Below are 23,447 nucleotides of genomic sequence, written 5' to 3'. Positions count from 1 at the left end.
ATCTTTTTAGGCTGTGAAACAATTAGCCTTGGTGAGCTGAGCGACTTTTACGCAAGGCCCGGCGACGGTGTTCGTCTAATTCTGCTTCGCGTTCTTCGATTGGTTCAACCACAGTCTTCTTAAATGCGAATGCTAAACCGGCTAGGGTGCCAAGGGTAGTTGCAACGCCTACTAAAAATCCTTTACCAAAAAGTTTCATCAAAAAGACCTCCTTAAATACCACTCTTCACTAATTATTATGAATGATTTAAGGGAAAATAGCTAGTCTAAAGGTCGAAAAATAATAAAGTTTCACCGGTAAGAAAATGTTACAATAATAAAAGTGATTAAACCGGTTAAGGGAGTGATAAAAATAAAAAATAAGCTAGTGGTTATCGTAGGGCCGACAGCAGTTGGAAAAACTGACTTGTCCTTAAGGATTGCCCAAAAATTTAATGGCGAAGTTATTTCGGGAGATTCAATGCAGGTATATAAGGGCTTAGATATTGGCACGGCTAAAATCAAGCCAACTGAAATGCAAGGAATTAAACACCACTTAATCGATTGTCGTGAAGTCAATGAAAGGTGGTCGGTTGCGGAGTTTATTTCAGAAGCCAAGCAAATCATGGCGGATTGTTGGCAACGGGGTAAGTTACCTTTAATTGTTGGGGGCACGGGCTTTTATGTGCAGGCGCTTTTGGATGGTTATCAATTAGGGCAGGATAATTATGAGGAAACCGAAATTAGAACTGAACTGGAGGAGTATGTTAAAGCTCATGGAACCCAGGCTTTATGGCAGCAATTAGCTGCGGTAGACGCTAAGGCGGCGGCAAAAATTCCGGTTAATAACGTGCGGCGGGTAATTCGAGCCTTGGAAGTTTATCGTAAAACGGGTAAACTTTTTTCTAGTCAAGAAGATGAGGCTCAAAATAGTTTTGAACCGTTGGTGTTAGGGTTAACGACTGAGCGTACGGTCCTCTATGAGCGGATTAATCACAGGGTTGAGTTAATGCTAGCTGACGGGTTAGAAGCAGAAGCCCGCAGCTTGTATGAGCATGGCAATCTGGAGATGCCTGCAGCTTTAGGGATTGGCTATAAGGAATTTTATCCTTATTTTCAAGGGGAGTATTCTTATGAGCGGGCCGTTGAGTTGATTAAGCGTAACTCAAGACGCTATGCTAAACGCCAGTTAACCTGGTTTCGTAACAAGATGGATGTTAAGTGGTTTGATTTGATTGAACATCCACAGCAAGAAACAGCAATAATGAAATTGATTGAGGAGGTAGTTTAACTGTTACCAAAAATATAGAATATTGTAGAAATCAATAGAATTATAATCAATCAGAAAGTAAAAATGTAGGATTGATAAATTTTAGAACTTATGTTTTAAATTGTGATTAAGAAAGTGTTATCATCTCTGTAACAGGAGGTGGGTTTAATGCTACGCGTACAAAAAGTTAGACTGGATCCTAACGAAACCATGAAACAAGTCCTTAATGATTTATGTGATTATAGGCGTTATTGTTGGAATCAAGTCTTAGCTTTATTATGACCGCATTGCCATCGAAGATTTAGCAGTTAAGCAGATGCAGATGAATCACATCGCGTCTAAAGGCTTACACCGGTCAATGTTTGCTATTTCAAGCAAGTTTTAAAATATAAGTGTGAATGGTATGGCAAGGAGTTAATCTTAGCGGACTGTTACTATCCAAGTACCCAGCGCTGTTCTGCTTGTGGTCATGTTAAGACTGGTGAAGATAAGGTCGGACTTGACGGCAACAAGAAACACAAAACAAAACATAACGAGTATATTTGTTATGAGTGCAGGGCAGTTATGGAGCGAGACAAAAATGCCGTGAGAAATTTACTTGCCTTACTGTAAAAATCAATGGGGGTGGGCTACACCCTTGAGCTACAAGAGTCAGTCACTGTCATTACCCCCAAGTTGGGATATGGGAATACTGGTGTTGACGGTAGTAAATAAAATTAGGAAAGGAAAACTATATTCTTTCTGATAATGTAGAAGAAGCTACACGCTTTTCTATGTTATTCTACATTTTGTATAGCAGTGGACTATAAAATGATGGATTGGAAGGCAAAATTTCCGCAAGAATTACAAGCAAAAATCAGTAAAGTTGAGGCCAAGATTGCGCCTAAGTTAGCAGAGATGGATGAACAGGCACTTTATAACCAACAACGGGTGTTAGAGTTATTTAGAAAGCACAAGGTTTCGGAAGAAGACTTGGTTTCTTCAACCGGGTATGGGTATGACGATATTGGGCGTGAAAAATTAGAAAAAATTTTTGCAGATTATTTTAAGGCCGAAGATGCCTACGTTAGACCACAATTAGTGTCCGGAACGCATGCGATTGCAACGGCACTATTTAGTGTTTTACGGCCTAACGATACGCTCTATTACCTAACCGGAATGCCATACGATACAATCCAAGAAGTAATTGGGGTAGCTGGTGATAATCCGGGGACGATGAAGGAATACGGGATTAACTTTGCTTACACTGATTTGTTAGCCAATGGTAAGGTGGATTATCAAGCCGCTAAAGAAAAGTTGTTAGCAGACAAGAGTATCAAGGTAGTAGCTATTCAACGTTCAAGAGGTTACGCTACCCGGGATAGTTTTGTGGTTGCTGAAATCAAAGAGATGATTGAGTTCGTAAAACAAGTCGCCCCACAGGCAGTAATTTTTATCGATAACTGCTATGGTGAGTTTTCGGAAACAACTGAACCAACTTTTTATGGAGCTGATTTAATGGCTGGTTCACTCTTTAAGAATGCAGGGGCTGGAATCGTTAAAGGCGGGGCCTTTTTAGTTGGACGCCATGATTTGATTGAAGGGGCGGCTGCACGCTTAGTAGCTCCCGGAGTTGGGAAGGGAGAAGGACCTACCTGGGGTTATATGCGTGACTTTTACCAAGGTTTCTTTATGGCAGCCCATACAACTGTGCAGGCTATTAAGGGCTCAATTTATACAGCGGCCTTGTTAGCAGAAATGGGACTCGAAGTTTCCCCTGCCTGGGACGCGCCTAGAACCGACTTAGTTCAAACGGTAATCTTCCATCAGCCAGAACCGATGGTTAAATTCTGTGCATGTATTCAGCACTATTCCGCCTTAAATTCATATGTTGATCCGGTTCCTAGTTACATGGATGGCTATGAAGATCAAGTGATTATGGCTTCGGGAAGTTTTACTGAAGGTTCAACCGTAGAATTATCTAGTGATGGTCCATTGCGTGAGCCTTACGCCCTCTATATTCAAGGGGGGCTTTCTTACGAACACGTTAAGATTGCAATTTCAAATGCGGTTAACGAGACTTTTTATCAAGGTTAAAAAGTTAATGTTATAAAATATAACATTGGTTATTGACAAACGATTTTAGGCTTGTTATTATAGGCTTGTAATTCAGAGGAGGGTTGTTATGAAGGAAAAAGAGCTCCGGCGTTCACAGGCCGTTTTACCGATTGGGACAGTTATGAAATTAACGAACCTTTCCGCAAGGCAGATCCGTTATTATGAAGAGCAGGGATTGGTTATTCCTGAACGTAATGAGGGAAATCGGCGTATGTATTCCCTAAATGATATTGATAAGTTACTAGAAATTAAGGATTTTCTAGCTGATGGCATCAATATGGCGGGAATTAAGCGGATTTACGAAGAGCAGGCCCAAAAGGAAGCTCAAAAACAGGCTCAGCGTTCTAAGCCATTAACTGACGAAGATGTCCGGCGTATTTTACGGGATGAATTCATCAATGTTAGTGGTTTAAGTAAGAATGATGGCTTTTCTTTCAGAAATAATCGCAATCTCTAAAATAGATTACAAGGAGCGAGTTTAAATGGCAAAGGCTACTTATACCAAGGATGATATCCGCCGGATTGCTAAAGAAGAAGATGTTAAATTTTTACGCTTAATGTTTACTGACTTATACGGGACAATCAAGAATGTTGAAGTGCCAATCAGTCAGCTGGATAAATTGCTTGATAATAAGCTAATGTTTGATGGATCATCAATCGATGGTTTTGTTCGGATTGAAGAAAGTGATATGTGGCTTTACCCAGACCTATCAACTTGGATGATTTTTCCTTGGGGAAATGAACATGGTAAGGTAGCACGGATTATTTGTGAAGTTTATAATGCTGATCGGACACCATTTTACGGTGACCCTCGTAACAACTTAATTCGCATCTTAGACGAAATGAAAGAATTAGGTTTTACTGACTTTAATATTGGGCCAGAACCAGAATTTTTCTTATTTAAGTTAGATCCTGAAACAGGCAAACCAACCACTCATTTGAACGACCACGGTAGTTACTTCGACTTAGCACCAATGGACTTGGGTGAAAATTGCCGTAGAGATATTGTGTTGGAATTAGAAAAGTTAGGTTTTGATGTTGAAGCATCACACCACGAAGTAGCTCCTGGTCAACACGAAGTTGATTTTAAGTATGCTGATGCTTTAACGGCCTGTGATAACATTCAAACCTTTAAACTCGTAGTTAAGACGGTAGCTAGAAAGCACGGCTTGCATGCTACCTTCATGCCTAAACCACTTGAAAGAATTAATGGTTCAGGGATGCACTTGAATATGTCATTGTTTACTAAGGATGGTAATGCCTTCTTTGACGAAAATGGTCAAGAACAACTCTCTAAGGAAGCATACTACTTCTTAGGCGGAATTTTAAAACATGCCCGTAACTTTACGGCCCTAACTAACCCAACAGTTAACTCGTACAAGCGCTTAGTTCCAGGGTATGAAGCCCCTGTTTACGTTGCTTGGTCTGGTCATAACCGCTCACCAATGGTTCGTGTCCCAGTAGCACGTGGCGCTTCTACACGGTTAGAATTGCGGTCAGTAGACCCATCAGCTAACCCATACATGGCTGTAGCTGCAGTATTGGCTGCTGGTTTAGATGGGTTGAAGAATAAGATTGAACCTGCTCAACCAGTTGATAGAAACATCTATTCTATGACCGAAGATGAAAGAAAGGCTGCTGGAATTGTTGACTTACCATCTACCCTTCACAATGCCTTAAAAGCAATGCGTGAAGATGAAGTGATTAAGGATGCTTTAGGCAACCACCTTTACTCTAACTTCATGGAAGGTAAGCGGCTTGAATGGGATGCTTACCGGTTAGAAGTTTCTCAATGGGAACGCGATCAATACTTAGAAATGTATTAAGCTAATAAGGGTAAAAAACGCTTGGAATCAGTTTTAATGACTGATTTCAAGCGTTTTTTAATTAGACCTGCTAGGCAAGTTCACGGTAGTTAGTTAGTTGATTGGTAGTCGGGCTTAGTTGGATGTAGAGAACATCCATTGTTTTAAGAGGCCGCATGACATTGGCCTGCCGTAGAATCAGTAATTGTTGTCCTTTGACTGACTGATAGTGTAAAATCCCGGTTAATTGTTCGATTCCAGTTGGAGTTTTAAGGGCGAGTTGCACTGGTTGGCGTTTAATAATAGCCTTGTTGATGAACAACTCAACCTGGAAAAGAGGCATGATTTGTACCGGGGTAGTTATTTCCGACTCAGTGGCAGTTTCTTGCCAACCAGGGGCAAAAAAGTTTTCAACTTGCTGGGATAGGGTGGTCTTTAAGTGCTTAATAAAAGGTGCTTGTAGTAATTTGTGTTGTAAAAGTGACATGAAAAATCCCTCCTAAAAAACATCCGTTCGTGGCTTTATTTATATTATAAGAACAAGCGTTCAAAAGCGCAAGTCTTTTTTCAAAAATACGTTTGATTTTTTGCTAGCTAAATAAATTTAGGTGCTGATTTAGCAATCAAGGCTTGCAAAAAATTAAAAATAAGTGCAATATAATAGTTAACACTATAATTTTGAGGAGTTTTCAAGCATGTCGAAAAGAGGAATGTTAATAGTGCTCTCTGGACCATCCGGAGTTGGTAAAGGAACGGTAAGAAAGGCAATTTTTGCCCAGGATAATAATAAGTTTGATTATTCTGTTTCAATGACCACTCGACAAATGCGTCCTGGAGAAGTTAATGGTAAGGACTATTATTTCGTAACCAAGGAAGAATTCGAAAAGGAAATCGCTGAAGGTGGCATGCTGGAATATGCTCAGTACGTTGACAATTATTACGGAACCCCGTTAAAATATGTCAATGAGATGTTGGATGAAGGCAAGGATGTCTTTTTAGAAATCGAAGTTAAGGGCGCGATGCAGGTTAGGGAAAAAGTTCCGGATGGACTGTTTATCTTTTTGACGCCCCCAGACTTAATGGAATTAAGACAACGTTTGGTAAATCGGGGCACTGACGACTTAGACGTCATTGATATGCGGATGAAAAAAGCGGTCGATGAAATCGAAATGATGCAAAATTACGACTATGCCGTGGTTAATGATGAAGTTGAAGCGGCTGCTGAAAAGATTAAGACGATTATTCGGGCGGAACGTTGGCGCGTAAAACGTTTCTTGCCAGATTACAAAAAACAACTAGGAGATGTATTGAAATGATTTTATATCCTTCTGTAGATGATTTATTGGAAGAAGTAGATTCACGCTACTCACTAATTATGTTAGCATCTAAGCGGGCACACGAATTAGACGCTGGTGAATTACCAATGTTAAGCGAGTACGAATCAGTTAAAAGTGTTGGCAAGGCGCTTGAAGAAGTTGTTGCTGGTGATTTGAAAATTAAGCAAGACTAAACTGAATTAAGAAATACTTACGGGATGAAAGAGCAACTTCTTTTATCCCTTTTTTGTTGGCGTTGATGGCAAACCATTATAACTTGGTATCTTAGGTGAAACTTGATACAATTAGACTAGATTATTTTGAAGGGTAGGAAGTGCCGTGGAAGGAAAAAGAATTGCAGTTTATCTTTGCGGAGGAATTGCTAGTTATAAGGTAGTGAGCTTAGTTAGAATGCTCATTAAAAATAAGGCCCAGGTCAGAGTGGCAATGACCACGGAAGCTCAGAAGTTTATTCAACCTTTAACGTTGGCAACTTTGACCAAGCACCAAGTTTATACAGATTTATTTGCTGAAAATAATCAAGACTTTGTGCCTCACATTGATCTAGCTGATTGGAGTCAAGCAGCAATCGTGGCTCCAGCAACGGCTAACATTATCGCCAAAATGGCTACGGGCTTGGCCGACGACTTTGTATCCACGGCTTTACTGGCTAGTACCTGTCCTAAGTATGTTGTACCAGCAATGAATGAGCACATGTTACTTAACCAAGCGACCCAAAGAAATTTGGCCCGCCTACAAGCAGATGGTATTAAAGTCTTAGAGACTAAGCGGGGCTTTTTAGCGGAAGGGTATGAAGGCCAAGGCCGGATGCCTGAAGTTGAAGAAATATATGCTTGGTTAGTTCAACAGTTAGAAGTTAAGCAGGATTTAAAGGGAAAAAGGGTGGTAGTTACCGCGGGGGGAACGCATGAAGAAATTGATCCGGTGCGTTACATTGCTAACCGCTCTAGTGGTAAAATGGGCTACGCCCTAGCAAGCGCGGCTGCTCAGCGTGGCGCAGAGGTCACCTTGATTTCTGGACCCAGTGCGCTCCCTCAGCCTATGGGAGTTAAATTTATAGGAATTGAGACCGCAGCCGAGTTGGCAACAGCAGTCAAACGAGCCTACCCTACTACAGACGTAGTAATAATGGCAGCAGCAGTTGCGGATTATCGGGTTAAAAAAGTAGCAAGTCAAAAAATCAAGAAGGAAAATGCTAGTTGGCACTTAGAGTTGGTAAAAAATGAAGATATCCTGTTTGGTCTAGGCCAAACTAAGCGCAACCAACTTTTAGTAGGCTTTGCTGCCGAAACAGAAAATCTGTTGGCAAACGCTCAGGCTAAGTTGACTAAGAAAAATTTGGATTTACTGGTTGCTAATGATGTTGCCCGCAAGGATATTGGTTTTGCCAGTGACAGTAACGAAGTGACATTGCTAACTAAAAACCAAGAGCCAAAGCATTTAAAGCGGGCTTCCAAACAGGTGATAGCCGGAGCCATTCTTGATGAAATTGTTAGGTTGATGTAGGTGGATGAAATGAAAACTCAGTATGCACAAGTGATTGTTGACGTCGCTACCATGCAAACCAATCAGCCTTACACTTACGTGATTCCCCCAGAATTAGCTGGGCAAGTTGAAACTGGGATGAGAGTTGTAGTCGGTTTTGGTCGGGGAAAAAGACGGGTGCAAGGCTTTGTGGTGGCAGTTAGTGCTGAAAATCCCTTAACAAGCAGTGCTAAGCTAAAACCTATTTTGGAAGTGCAGGATTTACGGCCGGTCTTAAACAAAGAGGCGTTGCAAATGGCGGACTGGTTAGCGCGTTATACCTATGCTTTTAAGATTACGTGTCTACAGGCGATGCTTCCGGCGGCGATGAAAGCAGCTTACACAAAAACTGTGAGTTTAACGACCTCAGAGGTTACGCCAGCGGTTAGGGAAATGTTTGCTCAAAAAGATGAACTGGTTTTAGCCAAGTTAAGCCCCGAACAAAAGAAGCTGTTAGTGCCTTTGAGTAAGCAGGGCAAAATAGAAATTAATTATCATGTCAAAGACCGGGCTAAGTCTAAGCTGGTCTTGGCAATTAAGCGTAGCCTTAGCGAAACAGAGTTGCAGGCTGCCAAGGCTAAGCTGAGAAAGGGAGCTAAAAAACAAGCCCAATTACTAGACTACCTCCAGACCTTGCCACTTGATAAAGAGGTCTTTCAAGCAAATGCCCAAGCAAAAACGGGCTTAGGTGCGGCTATTTTTAAAGCAGGGGCTGAAAAGGGCTGGCTGAAGCAAAGTAAAGTTGAAAGTTATCGTAACCCCTATAAGCAAGAGGTGGTAAAAACCGAGGCTAAGAGCCTTCTTCCGCAACAAGCCCAAGTCGTTCAAGCGATTAATCAAGCTAGCGATGAAGGTAAGGCCCAGACTTTCTTACTTCAAGGGATAACAGGTAGTGGTAAGACCGAAGTTTATTTACATGCGATTTCTCACGTTTTAGCCCAGGGTAAACAAGCCTTATTACTAGTTCCCGAAATTTCGCTGACCCCCCAAATGGTCAGTCAGGTAAAAGCACGCTTTGGCAAGGAAGTTGCCATGCTCCATAGTGGCCTATCCGACGGCGAAAAGTATGATGAGTGGCGTAGGATTGAGCGTGGAGAAGCCCAGGTAGTGGTTGGGGCAAGGTCGGCTATTTTTGCTCCGTTGCCTAAGTTAGGGTTAATTATTATGGACGAAGAACACGAGGCCAGCTATAAACAAGATGATATGCCCCGCTATCATGCCCGCGATGTGGCAATTTGGCGCAGTGAGTATCATGCTTGCCCGTTAATTTTAGGCAGTGCTACTCCAAGCTTGGAAACCCGAGCCCGGGCGCAAAAAGGGGTTTACGGCTGGTTAAAATTAACGCACCGGGCAAATGGCAAGGCCTTGCCAGCCGTTAGTCTAATTGATATGAAAAAAGAAATAATGACAGCGCCAGTTCAAGATATTTCTCAGGTACTTTTGGCGGCAATTAAACAGAAGTTAGCCCAAAAAGAGCAGGTAGTGTTAATGCTTAACCGGCGGGGATATTCGTCGTTTGCAATGTGTCGGGAGTGCGGCTTTGTTTTAAAGTGTCCTAACTGCGACATCTCGCTTACAATGCACTTAGATAGTCATTCAATGCGGTGTCATTATTGTGGGCATGAACAAGGAATTCCTTCCGTATGTCCTAGTTGCCATAGTAAGCGGATTGGCTATTACGGCACCGGGACCGAAAAGGTGGAAACGGAGCTAAAAGAGTTATTGCCAACCGCCCGGATTTTGCGGATGGACGTAGACACTACCCGCAAAAAAGGTGCCCATGAAAAAATCTTACGGCAGTTTGGGGCTAGAAAGGCCGATATCTTGCTAGGCACCCAGATGATTGCCAAGGGTTTAGATTTTCCCAACGTAACATTAGTCGGAGTTTTAAACGCAGATACCGCCTTGGAATTGCCGGATTTTCGGGCAAGTGAGCGTACTTTCCAACTGTTAACCCAGGTTAGCGGTCGGGCTGGCCGGGCGCAAAAACAGGGGGAAGTGCTGATTCAGACCTTTAATCCCGAAAATTACGCGATTAAATTGGCGCAAAAGCAAGACTATGAACGCTACTTTCGAATGGAAATGGCGGTGCGTCACCGAGGAGGTTACCCACCGTACTTTTATACGATTAAAATTACGACTAGTTACCGCGATGAAGCCACGGCGGCTAAAAAGATTTTTCAGATTGCAGGGCAACTAAAGCAAGTCTTATCGCCCACAGCACAAATTTTAGGGCCGAGTCCACGGTCTGTGATGAGGGTTAATAACCGCTATTATTATCAATTAGTAATAAAGTATAAGCAGGAAAGTTTACTAGAAGATTACCTGCAACATTTACTTCTTATCAGTCAAAAAGAAGAACGCCAAGGTTTGAGGATTGTGATTGATAGGGAACCAATTAATTTTATTTAAGGACGTGAAATAATGACATCAGTTGTATTTATGGGGACTCCTGCGTTTGCAGCCCCAATTTTAGAAGGATTAATTCAAACCAATGATTACGAAGTGTTAGCAGTAGTGACACAACCGGATCGACCTGTCGGCAGAAAGCGGATTTTAACCCCGTCACCGGTTAAAGAAGTAGCACTTAAGCATGGCATCGAAGTTTTACAACCGCAAAAGTTGAGTGGCAGCGAGGAGATGCAACGGGTAATTTCCTTAGCGCCTGACTTGATTGTTACGGCGGCTTTTGGACAATTCTTACCTACTAAGTTGATTGCTGCCGCTAAGGTTGGGGCCGTCAACGTTCATGGCTCACTGCTCCCTAAGTATCGTGGGGGCGCACCGGTTCAATACGCAATTATGAACGGTGATCAAGAAACCGGGGTCACTATTATTTACATGGTTAAGAAGATGGATGCTGGTGACATGCTAGCTCAAGCTAAATTACCAATTGGTCCGCATGATGATACCGGCTCAATTTTTGCCAAAATGAGTATCCTAGGGCGGGATACCTTATTAGCCACCCTACCTAAACTAGTTGCAGGTGAACTGGTGGCACAAAAACAAGACGAAAGCCAAGTGGTCTTTTCACCAACAATTAAGCCCGAAGAAGAAAAATTAAGCTTAACTTTAAATGCCAAGCAAATAGACTGGAAGGTGCGCGCTCTTCGTCCAGCCCCTGGGGCTTATTTTGAAAACTTTAACGGTAAACGGACTAAACTTTGGGATGTGACCCCGTTAGCTGAAACAACTAGCTTGCCTGCGGGGGCAGTTGTTGCCGTGACTAAGCATGAATTAAAGTTAGCAGCTGCTGACGGTAGTGTTTACCAGGTAAATGAGTTACAACCGGCTGGCAAGCCCCGGATGCAAGTGACGGCTTACTTAAATGGGATGGGTCAAGGTTTACGTGAAGGGCAGGTAATTATTGGTGCCGAATAGAAAACTTAAAGCTTCGCCCCGTTATTTAGCGGTTGAAATTTTGACCCGGGTCTTTAAACAGGGGTCCTACTCCAATTTGGCTTTGAACCAAACTATCACTAAGTACCAACTAGACAAACGTGATGCCCACCTGCTAACTACCCTTGTTTACGGGGTGATTCAGCGCCAATTAACGCTCCGTTACTGGTTAAAGCCCTTTATTAAGAAACCGGCCAAGTTAGAAGCTTGGGTCGAAGTTTTATTCTTGGTAGCTATTTACCAGTTGGAGTATTTAGATAAAATTCCCAAGCGGGCCGTTTTTAACGAAAGTATTGAAATTGCTAAGGTTAGAGGCCATGAAGGAGTTCGTAGGTTCGTTACGGGGGTCTTGCATGAAATTGAACGCCAGGGACTACGGTCGACGGCTTTAATTGCAGATGAAACTGAACGCTTAAGTGTTGAAGCCAGTTGTCCCTTGTGGCTAGTAGAAAAGTTAATTGGTGAAGTTGGTTTAGTTAAGGCTAGGAGCATCTTAGCAAGTATTAACCAAGCACCTGAGCAAACCGTCCGGGTTAACACCAAGCTTGTCAGTCCGACTCAAGCTAGAGAAAAGCTGCAAGCAGAAGGCTTTGAGGTAACAACTAGTCCGGTAACCCCCTTAGCATTAAGAGTTAGTGGGGGCTTTGTTCCTGCTAGTCACACCTTTAAGGCGGGGGAAGTTATCGTCCAAGATGAAAGTGCGATGCTAGCAGTAGAATCGATGGCTATTGCTGGGCCTGAACAAGTGTTAGACGCCTGTGCTGCTCCTGGGGGAAAAACCACTCAGATTGCGATGGGACTAACAACTGGGACGGTAGTTGCATTAGATATTCATAAGCACAAGGTGAAGTTAATCGCAGAAAATGCGAAGCGGGCGCAAGTTTCAAACTTAGTTACCCCCCAACAACTGGATGCCCGGATGGTAGCAACTGAATTTAAAGCAGGCCAATTCGATAAGGTCTTAGTAGACGCACCTTGTTCTGGATTAGGATTGTTACGCCGGAAACCAGAGATAAAGTATAGTAAGTCTGAAGAAGATTCACAAAATTTAAGTAAAATTCAATTAGCAATCCTGGATGCAGTGGCCGCCAGTGTAAAGGAAGGTGGCTACTTGACTTATAGCACCTGCACCATTCTTAGCCAGGAAAACCAAGGAGTGGTGACTGCTTTTTTGGCTAAGCACCCTGAGTTTGAACAAGTTAAAACTAAGACGGCATATAATTTGAAAGCTGATAGACAAGAATTAGGATTGACGATTTATCCTGATGATTACCTATCAGACGGCTTTTTTATTGCTAACTTGCAAAAGAAAAAGTTAGGGGATGATTAAAGTGAAGGTCAGCTATCGAAGTGATGTAGGTAAAGCGAGAAAAAATAACGAAGACAGCGTGGGCTACTTCAAGAATAAGGCTGGAATAGTCTTAGGAATTGTAGCAGATGGACTGGGAGGTCACCAAGGTGGTGAGGTAGCTTCGGAAATGGCAGTCTCTCACTTGGGTTATCAATTTGAACAGACTGATTTTTATGAGGCTCAAGCCGGGCTAAAGTGGCTCCAACAAGTTGTGAGTGCAGAAAATGAAGTGATTTTAGAAAAGGCGGCCCAATACCGTGATCTACACGGAATGGGGACGACTTTGGTGTGCGTGTTAGTTTTTGCGGATGAATTTGTTCTAGCAAATATTGGGGATAGCCGGGGGTATTTATTGCGTGATGGTCAACTCCTCCAATTGTCGGAGGATCATTCACTAGTTAATGAGTTGGTTAAGCAAGGTAAAATTAGTCCGGCAGAAGCCCAAAGTCACCCGCAAAAAAATATTATTACGCGTACCTTAGGGATTTCTACTTCTGCTAAGTTGGAGGCTAATATTTATCCTAGTAAGCTAAACGACTACTTGTTACTTTGCAGTGACGGGTTAACGAATATGGTGTCTGAAGCGCAACTACAACAGGTCTTAGAAGAAGCAGGAGATTTAGCTAGCAAGTGTCAGCAACTAATTTCCTTGGCTAATCAAGCTGGGGGCTTAGATAACATTACCTTGCTACTTGTTCACTTAGATAGTGAGGTGAGTAGCTAATGCAAGCCGGATACTTACTAAATGAACGTTATAAAATTATCCGCACCCTTGGGGAAGGCGGAATGGCTACGGTTTACCTGGCCGAAGATATCTTTTTAAACCGGGAAGTAGCCATTAAAATCTTACGGTTAGACTTGCGGGATGATTCTGCTGCCTTAAGAAGATTTCATAGGGAGGCCCGGGCTTTAACCGAGTTATCCAACCCACACATTGTTAACATTTACGATATTAGCGAAAAAAATGGGCTCCAGTATTTAGTGATGGAATATGTACCTGGCACTAATTTAAAGGAATATATCGAAAGTCATCACCCCCTAACCTATCCACGGGTGGTTGAAATCATGCTCCAAATTTTGTCAGCTGTAAAGGAAGCCCACCGTCACGGAATTATCCACCGGGATTTGAAACCCCAAAATATTTTAATAGATACTGAGGGTAATATTAAGATTACTGACTTTGGGATTGCGGTGGCGGTAGCAGAAGATACCATGACCAGGACTAATACCTTGATGGGGTCGGTTCATTACATCTCTCCTGAGCAGGCGCGGGGAAGTATTATTACCAAACAATCCGACATCTACTCTTTAGGGATTATTCTCTTTGAAATGTTAACGGGTCACGTTCCTTATGAAGGGGAAACGGCGGTGGCGATTGCTTTAAAACACTACCAAAGTGAGATGCCTTCAGTTAAGGACTATGACCAACAGATTCCACAATCACTAGAAAATGTGGTCCTCCATGCGACTGCTAAGGATTTAGCCAGCCGTTATCAAAACGTCGATGAGATGGAACTGGATTTGAGTAACGCTTTAGATCAAAGCCGACTTAACGAGCCTAAGTGGCATGGACGTCAGCAGGTGGAAGCAGAGACCATGGTTCTGCCTAACATTAAGGATGAGGCAAGTCAAAGCCCTAAAAAGGCCACTAAGAAACGGCGACAAGTCTTGCTAGGTGGCTTGCTAGTTGTAAGTTTGATGGTAATAGCGGGACTGGTTTACTTGTTGATGAGTCCTAAAGAAGTTACCGTCCCAGATGTACGGGGGATGACGATTGCTGAAGCCCAGGAAAGTCTCAACGGTGAAAAGTTAGCGCTAGGCAAGATTAGACGTCATTATAGTTCTAAGTATTATAGTGGCCAAATTATTACAACCACCCCCGAACCGGATACGACTGTTAAACAGAAGAGTAAAATTGACGTGGTCTTATCTAAGGGCCAGCGTAAAGAGCCATTCGGAGATTACCGGGGTCAGAGTTATCAAACGGTAGCTAAAAAGCTGACTAAAAAAGGGGTTAGTGTTACTAAGACGGGGCAGTATTCAAATAAAGTGGCTAAGGGCCGGATAATTAGTCAAAGTATTAGTGCACACAAAAAAGTTAGTTTTAATGAAACTAACGTCATCTTCACCGTTAGTGCCGGGGCTAAGAGTGAACGCCTGCGTGATTTGAGTAACTATACCGAAAAAAGTGCCCAAGATTATGCAAACGACTTGGGATTAAAATTGGTAGTTAATGAGACGGATAGTTCTTCTTTACCGGGAATGGTAATCGCCCAACAGCCACAGGCTGGCACTAAGGTTAAGGCGGGTGATACCTTAACGGTTACGATTGCTAAAAATGATGGTAGTAGCTACACTAGCAGTAATGCAGCTAGCTCATCAACTGATACGACTACGGGGGCAACCACCTTTAGTTTTGACGTTGAGGTTCCTTATGCTGCTACTAACGCCGGAAGCAATAAGGTCCAAATCTACATCGCAGATAGTGACCATAGTTATAGTGACGTCTACCAAACGGCTACAATTACCAAGGACACGAATTTCTCGTTAACCTTTACCTTGAAGCCTGAAGAAACTGGTAAGTTTAAGGTGGTACGTGATGGGCAAGTAATTGCTGAAAATAATAATGTAGATCATTAATGAAGAGGTGATATCTTGATCAGAGGACAAATTCGTCAATCTTTAAGCGGGTACTATGACGTAATGGGGGAAGACGGAGTATTATACCGGACGCGTGCCCGGGGAAATTTCAGAAAGAAAGGGCAAAGTCCACTGGTAGGTGATTGGGTCGAGTTAAAGGCTGAAAAACCGGATGAAGGTTATATCTTAAAAATTGAAGCACGAACTAATCAGTTGGTAAGACCACCGGTGGCCAATGTAGACAGTGCGATTGTGGTAACGGCTTGTTGCCAACCAACATTTACCAGTAACCTGTTGGACCGGCAATTATTAATGCTAGAGTCAAATGGAATTAAACCGCTGCTATACTTTTCTAAGTACGACCTATTACCAGCAGCAAAGCAAGCGGAAATGCAAGAGGTAATGGCTTATTATAACCAGCTCTATCCTGTCTACGTTCAGACTAAGGCTGCTGATGAGCAGGTCTTTGAAGACCTACTAGCTGACTTGGTTGGCCAAGTTGTGGTGGTAATGGGCCAGACTGGGGCAGGAAAGTCAACGTTGTTAAATAAACTTAAACCAGACCTAGCTTTGGAGACGGGCCAGGTTTCTAAGGCCCTCTCGCGGGGAAAACATACCACTAGAAGGGTAACTCTCCTAGACATTAAGGGGAGTCTGATTGCCGACACCCCGGGCTTTTCTTCGTTTGATATTTTAAATATCAGTAAAGAAGAACTCCCTTTACTTTACCCAGAGTTTAGACAAAGACAAGGGGCTTGTAAATTCAGGGCCTGCTTGCATGTTAATGAGCCCCAGTGTGCCGTTAAGGAGGCCGTAGCTAAGAAGGAAATTAGGCAGTCACGTTATGACAATTACTTACAATTACATGAAATGATATTAAATCAAAAACCAAAGTATAGATAGTGGGGGAATTATGTATGAAGATTGCACCATCGATTTTGAGCGCAGATTTTTCAGAGTTAAAGACAGAAGTAAAGCGGGTTGAAAATGCACCTTACTTGCACATTGATATTATGGATGGACAGTTTGTAGATAACCTAACCTTTGGACCTAACGTGGTAAAGGCGTTACGCCCACATTCTAGCCAGGTATTCGATTGCCACTTAATGGTTATTAATCCTGAAAAATACATTAAAGCCTTTGCGCAGGCTGGGGCAGATATCATTGGGGTTCACATCGAAGCCACTGCTCACATTCACCGGGTGTTAAGTCAAATCAAGCAAGCCGGGGTTAAAGCTGAAGTAGTTATTAACCCGGGCACACCAGTAGCGGCGATTAAGGAAGTATTACAGTTAGTCGACCAAGTTCTAGTTATGACGGTTGATCCAGGCTTTGGGGGCCAGGCCTTTTTAACCGAGACTGTAAGTAAGGTTAAGGAATTGGCACAGTTGCGCTTACAAGCGGGGCTTCAGTTTGAAATTGAAGTAGACGGAGGTGTTAATGCTGACACGATTAAGACGGTGACCGCTGCCGGAGCCGATGTCGCAGTTGCCGGATCCTTTGTCTTTGGGAGTGACGACCCTGCCAAACAAGTCGCACTGTTAAAGGAATTGGCACAAGGTTAATGGAAGCTAATATTTTAGTTGGTGGTCCCAAGCAATTTTGGCCTGCAAATTTTGAGCAGCTAGCAACTAAGCACGCACAAGACTTTATTTGGGTTGGGGCCGATCAAGGGGCGGTGGCCTTATGCGAGCTAGGGATTAGCCCTAATTTAGCCATAGGTGACTTTGATTCAGCTTCTAGTCGGGATCAGTTCTTAGTTCAAGTTAGGGCGCAAAAGATAATTGCTGCGCGCAGTGAAAAGGATTATACGGATACGCAGCTGGCCGTCTTGATGACTGAAAAATATTTTCCTTGGGTGGATAAAATCAATATCTATGGGGCAACCGGTGGGAGGCTGGACCACTTATTGGCAAATATCTTTTTAGTCCTAGGAACGGAGTTTGAACACCTGGCTACTAAGGTGCGGCTGTTTGACTGTCAAAATAGTGTGAGCTTTTATTTACCGGGAGAATATCAGCTCCTAAAAGAAGCGCAGATGACCTATTTAGCCTTTATCCCCTTAACGGCGGTTAAGGATTTGAGTCTCTTTAATACTAAGTACCGCCTGGCTAAAGCTAAATTTAACCGGCCGATTAGCCTGGCTAGTAACGAATTTATGGAAGAAAAAGCACACTTTGCCTTTAGTGAGGGAGTTGTGTGTGTCATCCAAAGCAGGGATTAAGTAATAGCAATAAAAAACGGACCTAAGTAAGCAACTTACTTAGGTCCGTTTTAGTTCGCAATTAAACGCGAGTAACTTTTCCTGATTTTAATGCACGAGTTGAAACCCAAACGCGCTTTGGCTTACCATCAACCAAGATGCGCACTTTTTGCAAGTTTGGCTTCCAGCTACGGTTAGTTTGGTTTAAAGCGTGTGAACGCTTCTTACCAAAAGTAGTCTTACGACCTGTAACGAAATCTTTTGCCATGGTTATTTCCTCCTAATTCAATACTAATTCATAGAGTAATCTGCTTACTCACTCACTAAATAAAATTATCATAGATAGACCTTAATTGCAAGAAAAACCTGTAAAGAAAAAATACTTGTCAGGCAAAAAAGTTGGTAAAATAAGGATTGTTAGTTAAGGTAAGAATTGGTGGTAAATGGGAGATAGCTTTTTTTTATCTAGCGACTATGCTAAAATATTGATAAGATTGTCTGGAAAATTAAGGAGGCTATATTAAAATGGCTGTAAAGATTCAAAACCAATTTGGTAAGATCGACATTAGTAATGATGTAATTGCCACTGTTGTAGGTGGAGCTGCCACCGAAATTTTTGGAATTGTCGGCATGGCAAGTAAGAATCAGATTCGAGATAATTTAAATGAAATTTTAAAGCGGGATAACTATGCAAAAGGGGTAGTTGTCCGTCAAGAAGATGATGGCGTTGCAATCGACGTTTATATTATCGCGGGTTATGGGACTAAGATTTCCGAGGTCTGCCATAACGTTCAAGAAAAAGTTAAATATAATTTGGCTTCGATGTTAGGAGTAACTGCTAAATCAGTTAACGTCATCGTACAAGGTGTTCGGGTAATCGAAGACTAACATTGATTAACAAGCCAAGGAGGAAAGTACATTTTGAAAGTAACAAAAATTACGGAAACGGAATTTCGCAAGATGGTGCTAGTCAGTTCAAAAAGACTGAATAGCAACGCTGAATTTATCAACTCTTTAAACGTCTTTCCTGTGCCGGATGGTGATACGGGGACTAATATGAACCTATCACTGGCTAGTGGGGAAAAGTATGTGTCTGAATCAACTACAAGTAATGTAGGTGAATTGGCTACGGCCTTAGCTAAGGGATTGTTGATGGGAGCCCGGGGTAACTCTGGGGTTATTCTCTCCCAAATTTTTAGAGGGTTCAGTAAGAGTACCGCTAAAAAGGAAACTCTAACAGCTCAAGATTTAGCTGACGCTTTATCTGCTGGGGTGGAAATGGCCTACAAAGCGGTAATGAAGCCAACCGAAGGGACAATCCTAACGGTTGCAAGAAAGGCCGCAGAGGCTGCGCGCAAGTTGGTTAAGACCAGCGATGATTGCCTTGCTGTAATGCAAGCTGCTTATGAAGCGGCTGACGCAGCCTTACAAACAACCCCTGATTTATTACCGGTTCTAAAAGAAGTTGGGGTAGTCGATTCTGGTGGGCAGGGTTTGACCTTTGTTTATCAAGGTTTCGCTGATGCCTTAAGTGGGCGTGAACGCCAAGAAAGTCACCAACCTTCTGTGGTTGAAATGGACGAAATGGTTAACGCAGAGCACCATAAGAGTGTTCAAAGTCAACTGCATACAGAAGATATTAAGTACGGTTACTGTACTGAAATCATGGTTCGCTTAGGAGCCGGCCGTTCGGTCGAACACGAATTTAACTACGATGATTTCTATGCTGCCCTGGCTGCCATTGGGGATTCCTTGTTAGTAATCGCTGATGATGAGATTGTTAAGGTGCACGTTCACACGGAACAACCTGGGAAGGTCTTAACCTTAGGGCAAAGTTACGGTTCCCTTATCAAGGTTAAGGTTGATAATATGCGGTTGCAACACGAAACAATTTTGGAAAAAGATGAAGAACAAGCGGCAGACGAAGTGGAAGTAAATAAAGAATTAACCGGTGATTATGGGGTAATTGCAATTGCTTCTGGTGACGGGGTTGCCAAGCTCTTCAAGAGTCTAGGAGTTACCTACATTTTAAGTGGTGGTCAAACCATGAACCCAAGCACGCAAGATATTGTTGATGCCATTAAAGAAACCAAGGCGAAGAAAGTCTTAATTTTACCTAATAATAAAAATATCTTCATGGCAGCTGAGCAGGCTACAAAAGTGGCTGAAGTTGCCGCTGAAGTAGTGCCAACGAAGACTATTTCCCAAGGACTTTCTGCAATGCTAGGCTTTGATAAAGATGCTAGTCTAGAAGAAAATAAGGCGGCGATGTTAGCTGAATTAGACGGGGTTAAGTCTGGGCAGGTAACAATTGCTGTTCGTGATACAACGATTGAAGGTCAAGCCATCAAGAAGGATGACTATATGGGAATTGTCGACGGTCAAATTGTCGTAACTAACCCAGATAGACAAGCAGCTGCTACACAGATGATTAGCAAGATGCTAGATGAAGATAGCGAAATTGTGACAATTATCTATGGGCAAGATGGATCAGAAACAGAAGCCCAAGCGATTAAGGAAGCGGCTTTAGAGTTAGATGAAGATATTGAAGTTGAAATTCACGCTGGTAATCAACCAGTCTACCCATACTTAATTTCAGTAGAATAATGTTACTAAACAGGCTGTGGTTAAAGGAACACCCCCTTAATCACAGCTTGTAGTTGATTATGGTGGTTTACAAGGGGGGCTTAGTCATGCACGGACAATTAAGCGATAGTGTGGGGACTTTACGGGGAGTTGGTCCTAAGAAAGTTCAAAGTCTAAACAAGCTGGGAATTAATACGATTGCGGACTTGTTAGGCTATTATCCATTTCGCTATGATGATATTGCGGTTAAGTCCCTAGCAGAAGTAGCCGATGGTCAAAAGGTGGCCTTGAAGGGGATTGTGGCTTCAGAGCCGGTTTTAGCCCGTTTTGGTCGGGCCAAGAGTCGGATAAATTTTCGCTTCTTGGTAGAGCACGATGTTATTTTGGTAACCTTTTTTAATCAACCTTACCTAAAGCAACAATTGGTTAGTGGCAAAGAGATAGTAATTTATGGTAAGTATAATGCTAAGCGGCAAGCTTTAAGTGCAATGAAATTACTGGCTAACCAGGGGGGAAATGATTTTACCGGGGTCTATCGTGCTAGTAAGGAAATTAAGGCAACGACCATTAAGTCCCTAGTCAAAGATGCCTATGAACTATACCATGAGTCTTTACAAGACCTGGTGCCCGTGAGGTTACGGGCTAAGTACCGCCTTGAAAGCCACCAACAAATTGTTCATGACATGCACTTTCCAGCCACAGCTAAGGCCGCAAACCTGGCCCGCCGGTCTGCTATTTTCGAAGAGTTTTTCCTTTTTCAGGCTGGAATCCAATTCATGAAAAAGCTAGCCCGTAAGGATGAAGGGATTGCCTTAAAGTATAATAATGACGAATTGCGGGCCTTTATAAAGACGTTGCCCTTTGAGTTAACCGCTGCTCAAAAACGGGTGGTAAATGAGATTTGCGCGGATATGCGTCGGCCCGCTCACATGAATCGTTTGTTGCAAGGGGATGTTGGTTCTGGTAAGACAATCATTGCGGCCATTGCAATGTATGCGGCGGTGACTGCTGGTTACCAGGCAACCTTGATGGCTCCAACTGAAATCTTGGCCCAACAGCATGCAGACAAACTAGCGGACTTATTTGAACCACTGGGGGTAAACGTTGCCTTACTGACAAGTACAACCTCTAACAAGGCCAAGTTACGCCAGGAGTTGTTAGCCCACCTAGCTAAGGGAGAAATTGATATTTTAATTGGTACCCACGCCCTAATTCAAGCCGACGTTGAGTTTGCAAAGTTAGGCTTAGTGGTAACCGATGAACAGCATCGGTTTGGGGTCAACCAGCGTAAGGATTTACGCCAAAAGGGGGCTAAGCCAGATGTCTTGGCTATGACCGCCACCCCAATTCCCAGGACCCTGGCCTTGACAGCTTATGGTGAGATGGATGTTTCCATCATCGATGAATTACCTGCAGGACGAAAACCGATTAAAACTTCCTGGGTAAGAAAAAAGCAACTTAAGGAGCTGTGGGGCTTTGTTGCCCAGCAATTGGAGCTAGGCAGCCAAGCCTATGTCATTTCCCCCTTAATCGAGGAGTCTGAAGCGATTGACCTCCAAAACGCTAAGGAAGTTTATGCAAACCTGGCCCAGTTATTTAAGGACCGCTTTCGGGTGGGAATATTACATGGGCAGATGAAGGCGGCGGAAAAAGAAGCAATTATGGCCGCTTTTAAGAAGCATGAGCTCGATTTGCTGGTTTCGACAACCGTAATCGAAGTTGGCGTTGACGTCCCTAATGCTACGGTCATGGTTATTTTAGACGCAGACCGCTTTGGGCTAGCCCAGCTCCACCAATTACGGGGCCGGGTAGGGCGGGGGTCTAAGGCCTCCTACTGTCTTTTGGTTGCCGACCCTAAGACTGATTATGGTAAGGCTAGGATGGAGACGATGGTTCAAACCAACGATGGTTTTATAATTGCCCAAAAGGACTTAGAACTACGGGGACCCGGGGATGTTTTGGGCTCTAAACAAGCCGGGATTCCTGATTTCCGGGTGGGAGACCCCATCGCGGATTTAAAGATTTTACAGATAGCTCAAATGGAGGCCCAGCAGGTACTTGCTGCCTCCGACTTTTTAACTAACCCTGAAAATGCTGGGTTGATTCAGTATCTTCATCAAAAAGTTGGTCAGGGTCAAAAGTTTGATTAGGAAGGATGATTTTAGTGAAAATTGCAGTGGATGCAATGGGAGGAGACAATGCTCCTAAGACGGTAGTTGAGGGGGTTTTACGTGCGCGCGACGAATTTGCAGATTTAGAATTTTGCTTGTACGGTGATGAGCAGCAAGTAAAGCCGCTGATTGATAACATGGAAAGAATTGAAATCATTCATACGAGTGAAGTCATCGATATGAACGACGAACCAGTTAAGGCAATTAGACGCAAGAAGGATTCCTCAATGGTTCAAGCTGCGCAAGCTGTTAAAGAAAACAAGGCAGACGCCCTCTTTTCTTGTGGCAATACGGGGGCCTTACTTACAGCAGGCTTGTTGATTGTTGGCCGGGTTAAAGGTGTTAGTCGGCCTGGATTGCTATCAACCCTCCCCGTCCTAAATGCCACTAGTGGCGACGGCCGCTTTAACCTCCTAGATAGTGGGGCTAATGCGGATGGTAAACCTGAACAACTTTACCAGTATGCATTATTAGGAAAATATTACGCCCAAAACGTACGGGGGTTAGCTAACCCAAGAATTGGGCTACTAAATAACGGAACCGAACCACACAAGGGGAGTAAGTTAACCCTCGAAGCTCACCAACTAATTGCAGCCGATGACAGCATCAACTTTGTTGGTAACGTCGAAGCCCGGGACTTATTGACAGGGGTTTGTGATGTGGTGGTTGCCGATGGCTTCACGGGTAACGCAGTCTTAAAAGCGATTGAAGGGACAGCGTCTGCAACTTTACACTTACTAAAAGATGCGATTATGGCTGCTGGTGTTTCAGGTAAATTGGGGGCCTTGATGTTAAAGCCGGTCTTCAAAGAATTAAAGGGTAAACTTGACCAATCTCAGTACGGGGGCGCAGTCTTGTTAGGGGCTAAAGCTCCGGTAGTTAAGGCGCACGGTGCTAGCGATGCTAAGACCGTTTACTATACCTTGAAACAAATTAGAGAAATTGTTGCTGGGCAAGTAGTGGAGAAGTTCAGTGCTTACTTGGAACAACAGCGCAGTGAGCAAACCGAAAATAACTAGACTTTTTTTCTTAAAGTAGTTACAATGTTTTTGCTGAGTCCTTTTGAAAAAGGTTAGTTTTTAAGT

23 protein-coding genes and 1 pseudogene are annotated in these 23,447 nt (G+C 43.1%); 21 read left to right on the top strand and 3 right to left on the bottom strand.

The window, feature by feature from the left end:
• Nucleotides 1-22 precede the first annotated feature (22 nt).
• The gene (locus tag N4597_RS08070; RefSeq protein WP_082174178.1) at nucleotides 23-199 is read right to left on the bottom strand and encodes a DUF3042 family protein; all 177 of its coding nucleotides are present in this window, start codon (nucleotides 197-199) and stop codon (nucleotides 23-25) included.
• Nucleotides 200-352: 153 nt separating this feature from the next.
• On the opposite strand from N4597_RS08070, the gene miaA reads away from it, so the two are divergent.
• The 6 genes and pseudogenes from miaA to glnA all read left to right on the top strand — a co-directional run bounded on the left by miaA (nucleotide 353) and on the right by glnA (nucleotide 5,172).
• Entirely contained in the window at nucleotides 353-1,270 is a 918-nt protein-coding gene (gene miaA, locus N4597_RS08065; RefSeq protein ID WP_170091396.1) for a tRNA (adenosine(37)-N6)-dimethylallyltransferase MiaA, read from the top strand.
• Between the two features lie 147 nt (nucleotides 1,271-1,417).
• Complete coding sequence (locus N4597_RS10735; protein WP_313958047.1) at nucleotides 1,418-1,531, top strand: helix-turn-helix domain-containing protein; 114 nt, start codon at nucleotides 1,418-1,420, stop codon at nucleotides 1,529-1,531.
• Nucleotides 1,527-1,861 (top strand): annotated as a pseudogene (locus N4597_RS08055) (zinc ribbon domain-containing protein); the annotation flags it as partial. The gene N4597_RS10735 and the pseudogene N4597_RS08055, both read left to right, overlap by 5 nt.
• 198 nt (nucleotides 1,862-2,059) lie before the next feature.
• Nucleotides 2,060-3,325: a methionine gamma-lyase family protein gene (locus N4597_RS08050; RefSeq protein WP_170091387.1), complete on the top strand. Its 1,266-nt coding sequence runs from the start codon at nucleotides 2,060-2,062 to the stop codon at nucleotides 3,323-3,325.
• 88 nt (nucleotides 3,326-3,413) lie between these two features.
• The gene (locus N4597_RS08045) at nucleotides 3,414-3,803 is read left to right on the top strand and encodes a MerR family transcriptional regulator (protein ID WP_050611192.1); all 390 of its coding nucleotides are present in this window, start codon (nucleotides 3,414-3,416) and stop codon (nucleotides 3,801-3,803) included.
• Between the two features lie 25 nt (nucleotides 3,804-3,828).
• Entirely contained in the window at nucleotides 3,829-5,172 is a 1,344-nt protein-coding gene (gene glnA, locus N4597_RS08040; protein WP_089143884.1) for a type I glutamate--ammonia ligase, read from the top strand.
• A 70-nt stretch (nucleotides 5,173-5,242) separates the two neighbouring features.
• Here the strand turns inward: glnA and N4597_RS08035 are convergent, their stop codons facing one another.
• Nucleotides 5,243-5,638 (bottom strand): hypothetical protein, encoded by a 396-nt coding sequence (locus tag N4597_RS08035; RefSeq protein ID WP_101812033.1) that lies wholly within the window; start codon nucleotides 5,636-5,638, stop codon nucleotides 5,243-5,245.
• A gap of 208 nt (nucleotides 5,639-5,846) precedes the next feature.
• On the opposite strand from N4597_RS08035, the gene gmk reads away from it, so the two are divergent.
• The 11 genes from gmk (at nucleotide 5,847) to N4597_RS07980 (ending at nucleotide 17,626) form a co-directional block, all read left to right on the top strand.
• Complete coding sequence (gene gmk, locus N4597_RS08030; protein ID WP_050611189.1) at nucleotides 5,847-6,467, top strand: guanylate kinase; 621 nt, start codon at nucleotides 5,847-5,849, stop codon at nucleotides 6,465-6,467.
• Entirely contained in the window at nucleotides 6,464-6,661 is a 198-nt protein-coding gene (gene rpoZ / locus N4597_RS08025; RefSeq protein WP_050611188.1) for a DNA-directed RNA polymerase subunit omega, read from the top strand. The genes gmk and rpoZ overlap by 4 nt, the downstream gene beginning before the upstream one ends.
• Before the next feature lie 145 nt (nucleotides 6,662-6,806).
• The gene (coaBC, locus tag N4597_RS08020) at nucleotides 6,807-7,994 is read left to right on the top strand and encodes a bifunctional phosphopantothenoylcysteine decarboxylase/phosphopantothenate--cysteine ligase CoaBC (RefSeq protein ID WP_172584035.1); all 1,188 of its coding nucleotides are present in this window, start codon (nucleotides 6,807-6,809) and stop codon (nucleotides 7,992-7,994) included.
• 9 nt (nucleotides 7,995-8,003) lie between these two features.
• The gene (priA, locus tag N4597_RS08015; protein WP_260905266.1) at nucleotides 8,004-10,424 is read left to right on the top strand and encodes a primosomal protein N'; all 2,421 of its coding nucleotides are present in this window, start codon (nucleotides 8,004-8,006) and stop codon (nucleotides 10,422-10,424) included.
• A 12-nt stretch (nucleotides 10,425-10,436) separates the two neighbouring features.
• Entirely contained in the window at nucleotides 10,437-11,393 is a 957-nt protein-coding gene (gene fmt, locus N4597_RS08010; RefSeq protein ID WP_260903329.1) for a methionyl-tRNA formyltransferase, read from the top strand.
• Complete coding sequence (gene rsmB, locus N4597_RS08005; RefSeq protein WP_167589003.1) at nucleotides 11,383-12,741, top strand: 16S rRNA (cytosine(967)-C(5))-methyltransferase RsmB; 1,359 nt, start codon at nucleotides 11,383-11,385, stop codon at nucleotides 12,739-12,741. The genes fmt and rsmB overlap by 11 nt, the downstream gene beginning before the upstream one ends.
• Before the next feature lies 1 nt (nucleotide 12,742).
• On the top strand, nucleotides 12,743-13,486 hold the full coding sequence (locus tag N4597_RS08000) for a Stp1/IreP family PP2C-type Ser/Thr phosphatase (RefSeq protein ID WP_056977084.1): 744 nt from the start codon (nucleotides 12,743-12,745) through the stop codon (nucleotides 13,484-13,486).
• Nucleotides 13,486-15,402, top strand: a complete 1,917-nt coding sequence (gene pknB / locus N4597_RS07995; RefSeq protein WP_260903328.1) for a Stk1 family PASTA domain-containing Ser/Thr kinase — start codon at nucleotides 13,486-13,488, stop codon at nucleotides 15,400-15,402. The genes N4597_RS08000 and pknB overlap by 1 nt, the downstream gene beginning before the upstream one ends.
• 15 nt (nucleotides 15,403-15,417) lie before the next feature.
• On the top strand, nucleotides 15,418-16,305 hold the full coding sequence (gene rsgA / locus N4597_RS07990) for a ribosome small subunit-dependent GTPase A (protein WP_094130214.1): 888 nt from the start codon (nucleotides 15,418-15,420) through the stop codon (nucleotides 16,303-16,305).
• A gap of 14 nt (nucleotides 16,306-16,319) precedes the next feature.
• The gene (gene rpe / locus N4597_RS07985) at nucleotides 16,320-16,967 is read left to right on the top strand and encodes a ribulose-phosphate 3-epimerase (protein ID WP_260903327.1); all 648 of its coding nucleotides are present in this window, start codon (nucleotides 16,320-16,322) and stop codon (nucleotides 16,965-16,967) included.
• Nucleotides 16,967-17,626, top strand: a complete 660-nt coding sequence (locus N4597_RS07980; RefSeq protein WP_260903326.1) for a thiamine diphosphokinase — start codon at nucleotides 16,967-16,969, stop codon at nucleotides 17,624-17,626. Before rpe ends, N4597_RS07980 begins: the two co-directional genes overlap by 1 nt.
• Nucleotides 17,627-17,687: 61 nt before the next feature.
• Here N4597_RS07980 and rpmB read toward each other — a convergent pair whose 3' ends face one another.
• Entirely contained in the window at nucleotides 17,688-17,873 is a 186-nt protein-coding gene (gene rpmB, locus N4597_RS07975) for a 50S ribosomal protein L28 (RefSeq protein WP_050611181.1), read from the bottom strand.
• Nucleotides 17,874-18,130: 257 nt separating this feature from the next.
• Here rpmB and N4597_RS07970 point away from each other — a divergent pair, with 257 nt between their 5' ends.
• The 4 genes from N4597_RS07970 to plsX all read left to right on the top strand — a co-directional run bounded on the left by N4597_RS07970 (nucleotide 18,131) and on the right by plsX (nucleotide 23,381).
• Nucleotides 18,131-18,493, top strand: a complete 363-nt coding sequence (locus N4597_RS07970) for an Asp23/Gls24 family envelope stress response protein (RefSeq protein ID WP_050611180.1) — start codon at nucleotides 18,131-18,133, stop codon at nucleotides 18,491-18,493.
• Nucleotides 18,494-18,526: 33 nt separating this feature from the next.
• A complete protein-coding gene (locus N4597_RS07965) occupies nucleotides 18,527-20,212 on the top strand; it encodes a DAK2 domain-containing protein (RefSeq protein WP_260903324.1) in 1,686 nt (561 codons plus the stop codon).
• A gap of 86 nt (nucleotides 20,213-20,298) precedes the next feature.
• A complete protein-coding gene (gene recG / locus N4597_RS07960; RefSeq protein WP_260903321.1) occupies nucleotides 20,299-22,341 on the top strand; it encodes an ATP-dependent DNA helicase RecG in 2,043 nt (680 codons plus the stop codon).
• Nucleotides 22,342-22,346: 5 nt separating this feature from the next.
• Complete coding sequence (plsX, locus tag N4597_RS07955) at nucleotides 22,347-23,381, top strand: phosphate acyltransferase PlsX (RefSeq protein WP_172578776.1); 1,035 nt, start codon at nucleotides 22,347-22,349, stop codon at nucleotides 23,379-23,381.
• The last annotated feature ends 66 nt before the right edge of the window (nucleotides 23,382-23,447 follow it).

Source organism: Ligilactobacillus agilis (assembly GCF_025311475.1).
Lineage (GTDB): Bacteria > Bacillota > Bacilli > Lactobacillales > Lactobacillaceae > Ligilactobacillus > Ligilactobacillus agilis.
The sequence above is the reverse complement of the archived record's forward strand: the minus strand, read 5'-3'. Positions and strand labels throughout refer to the sequence as shown.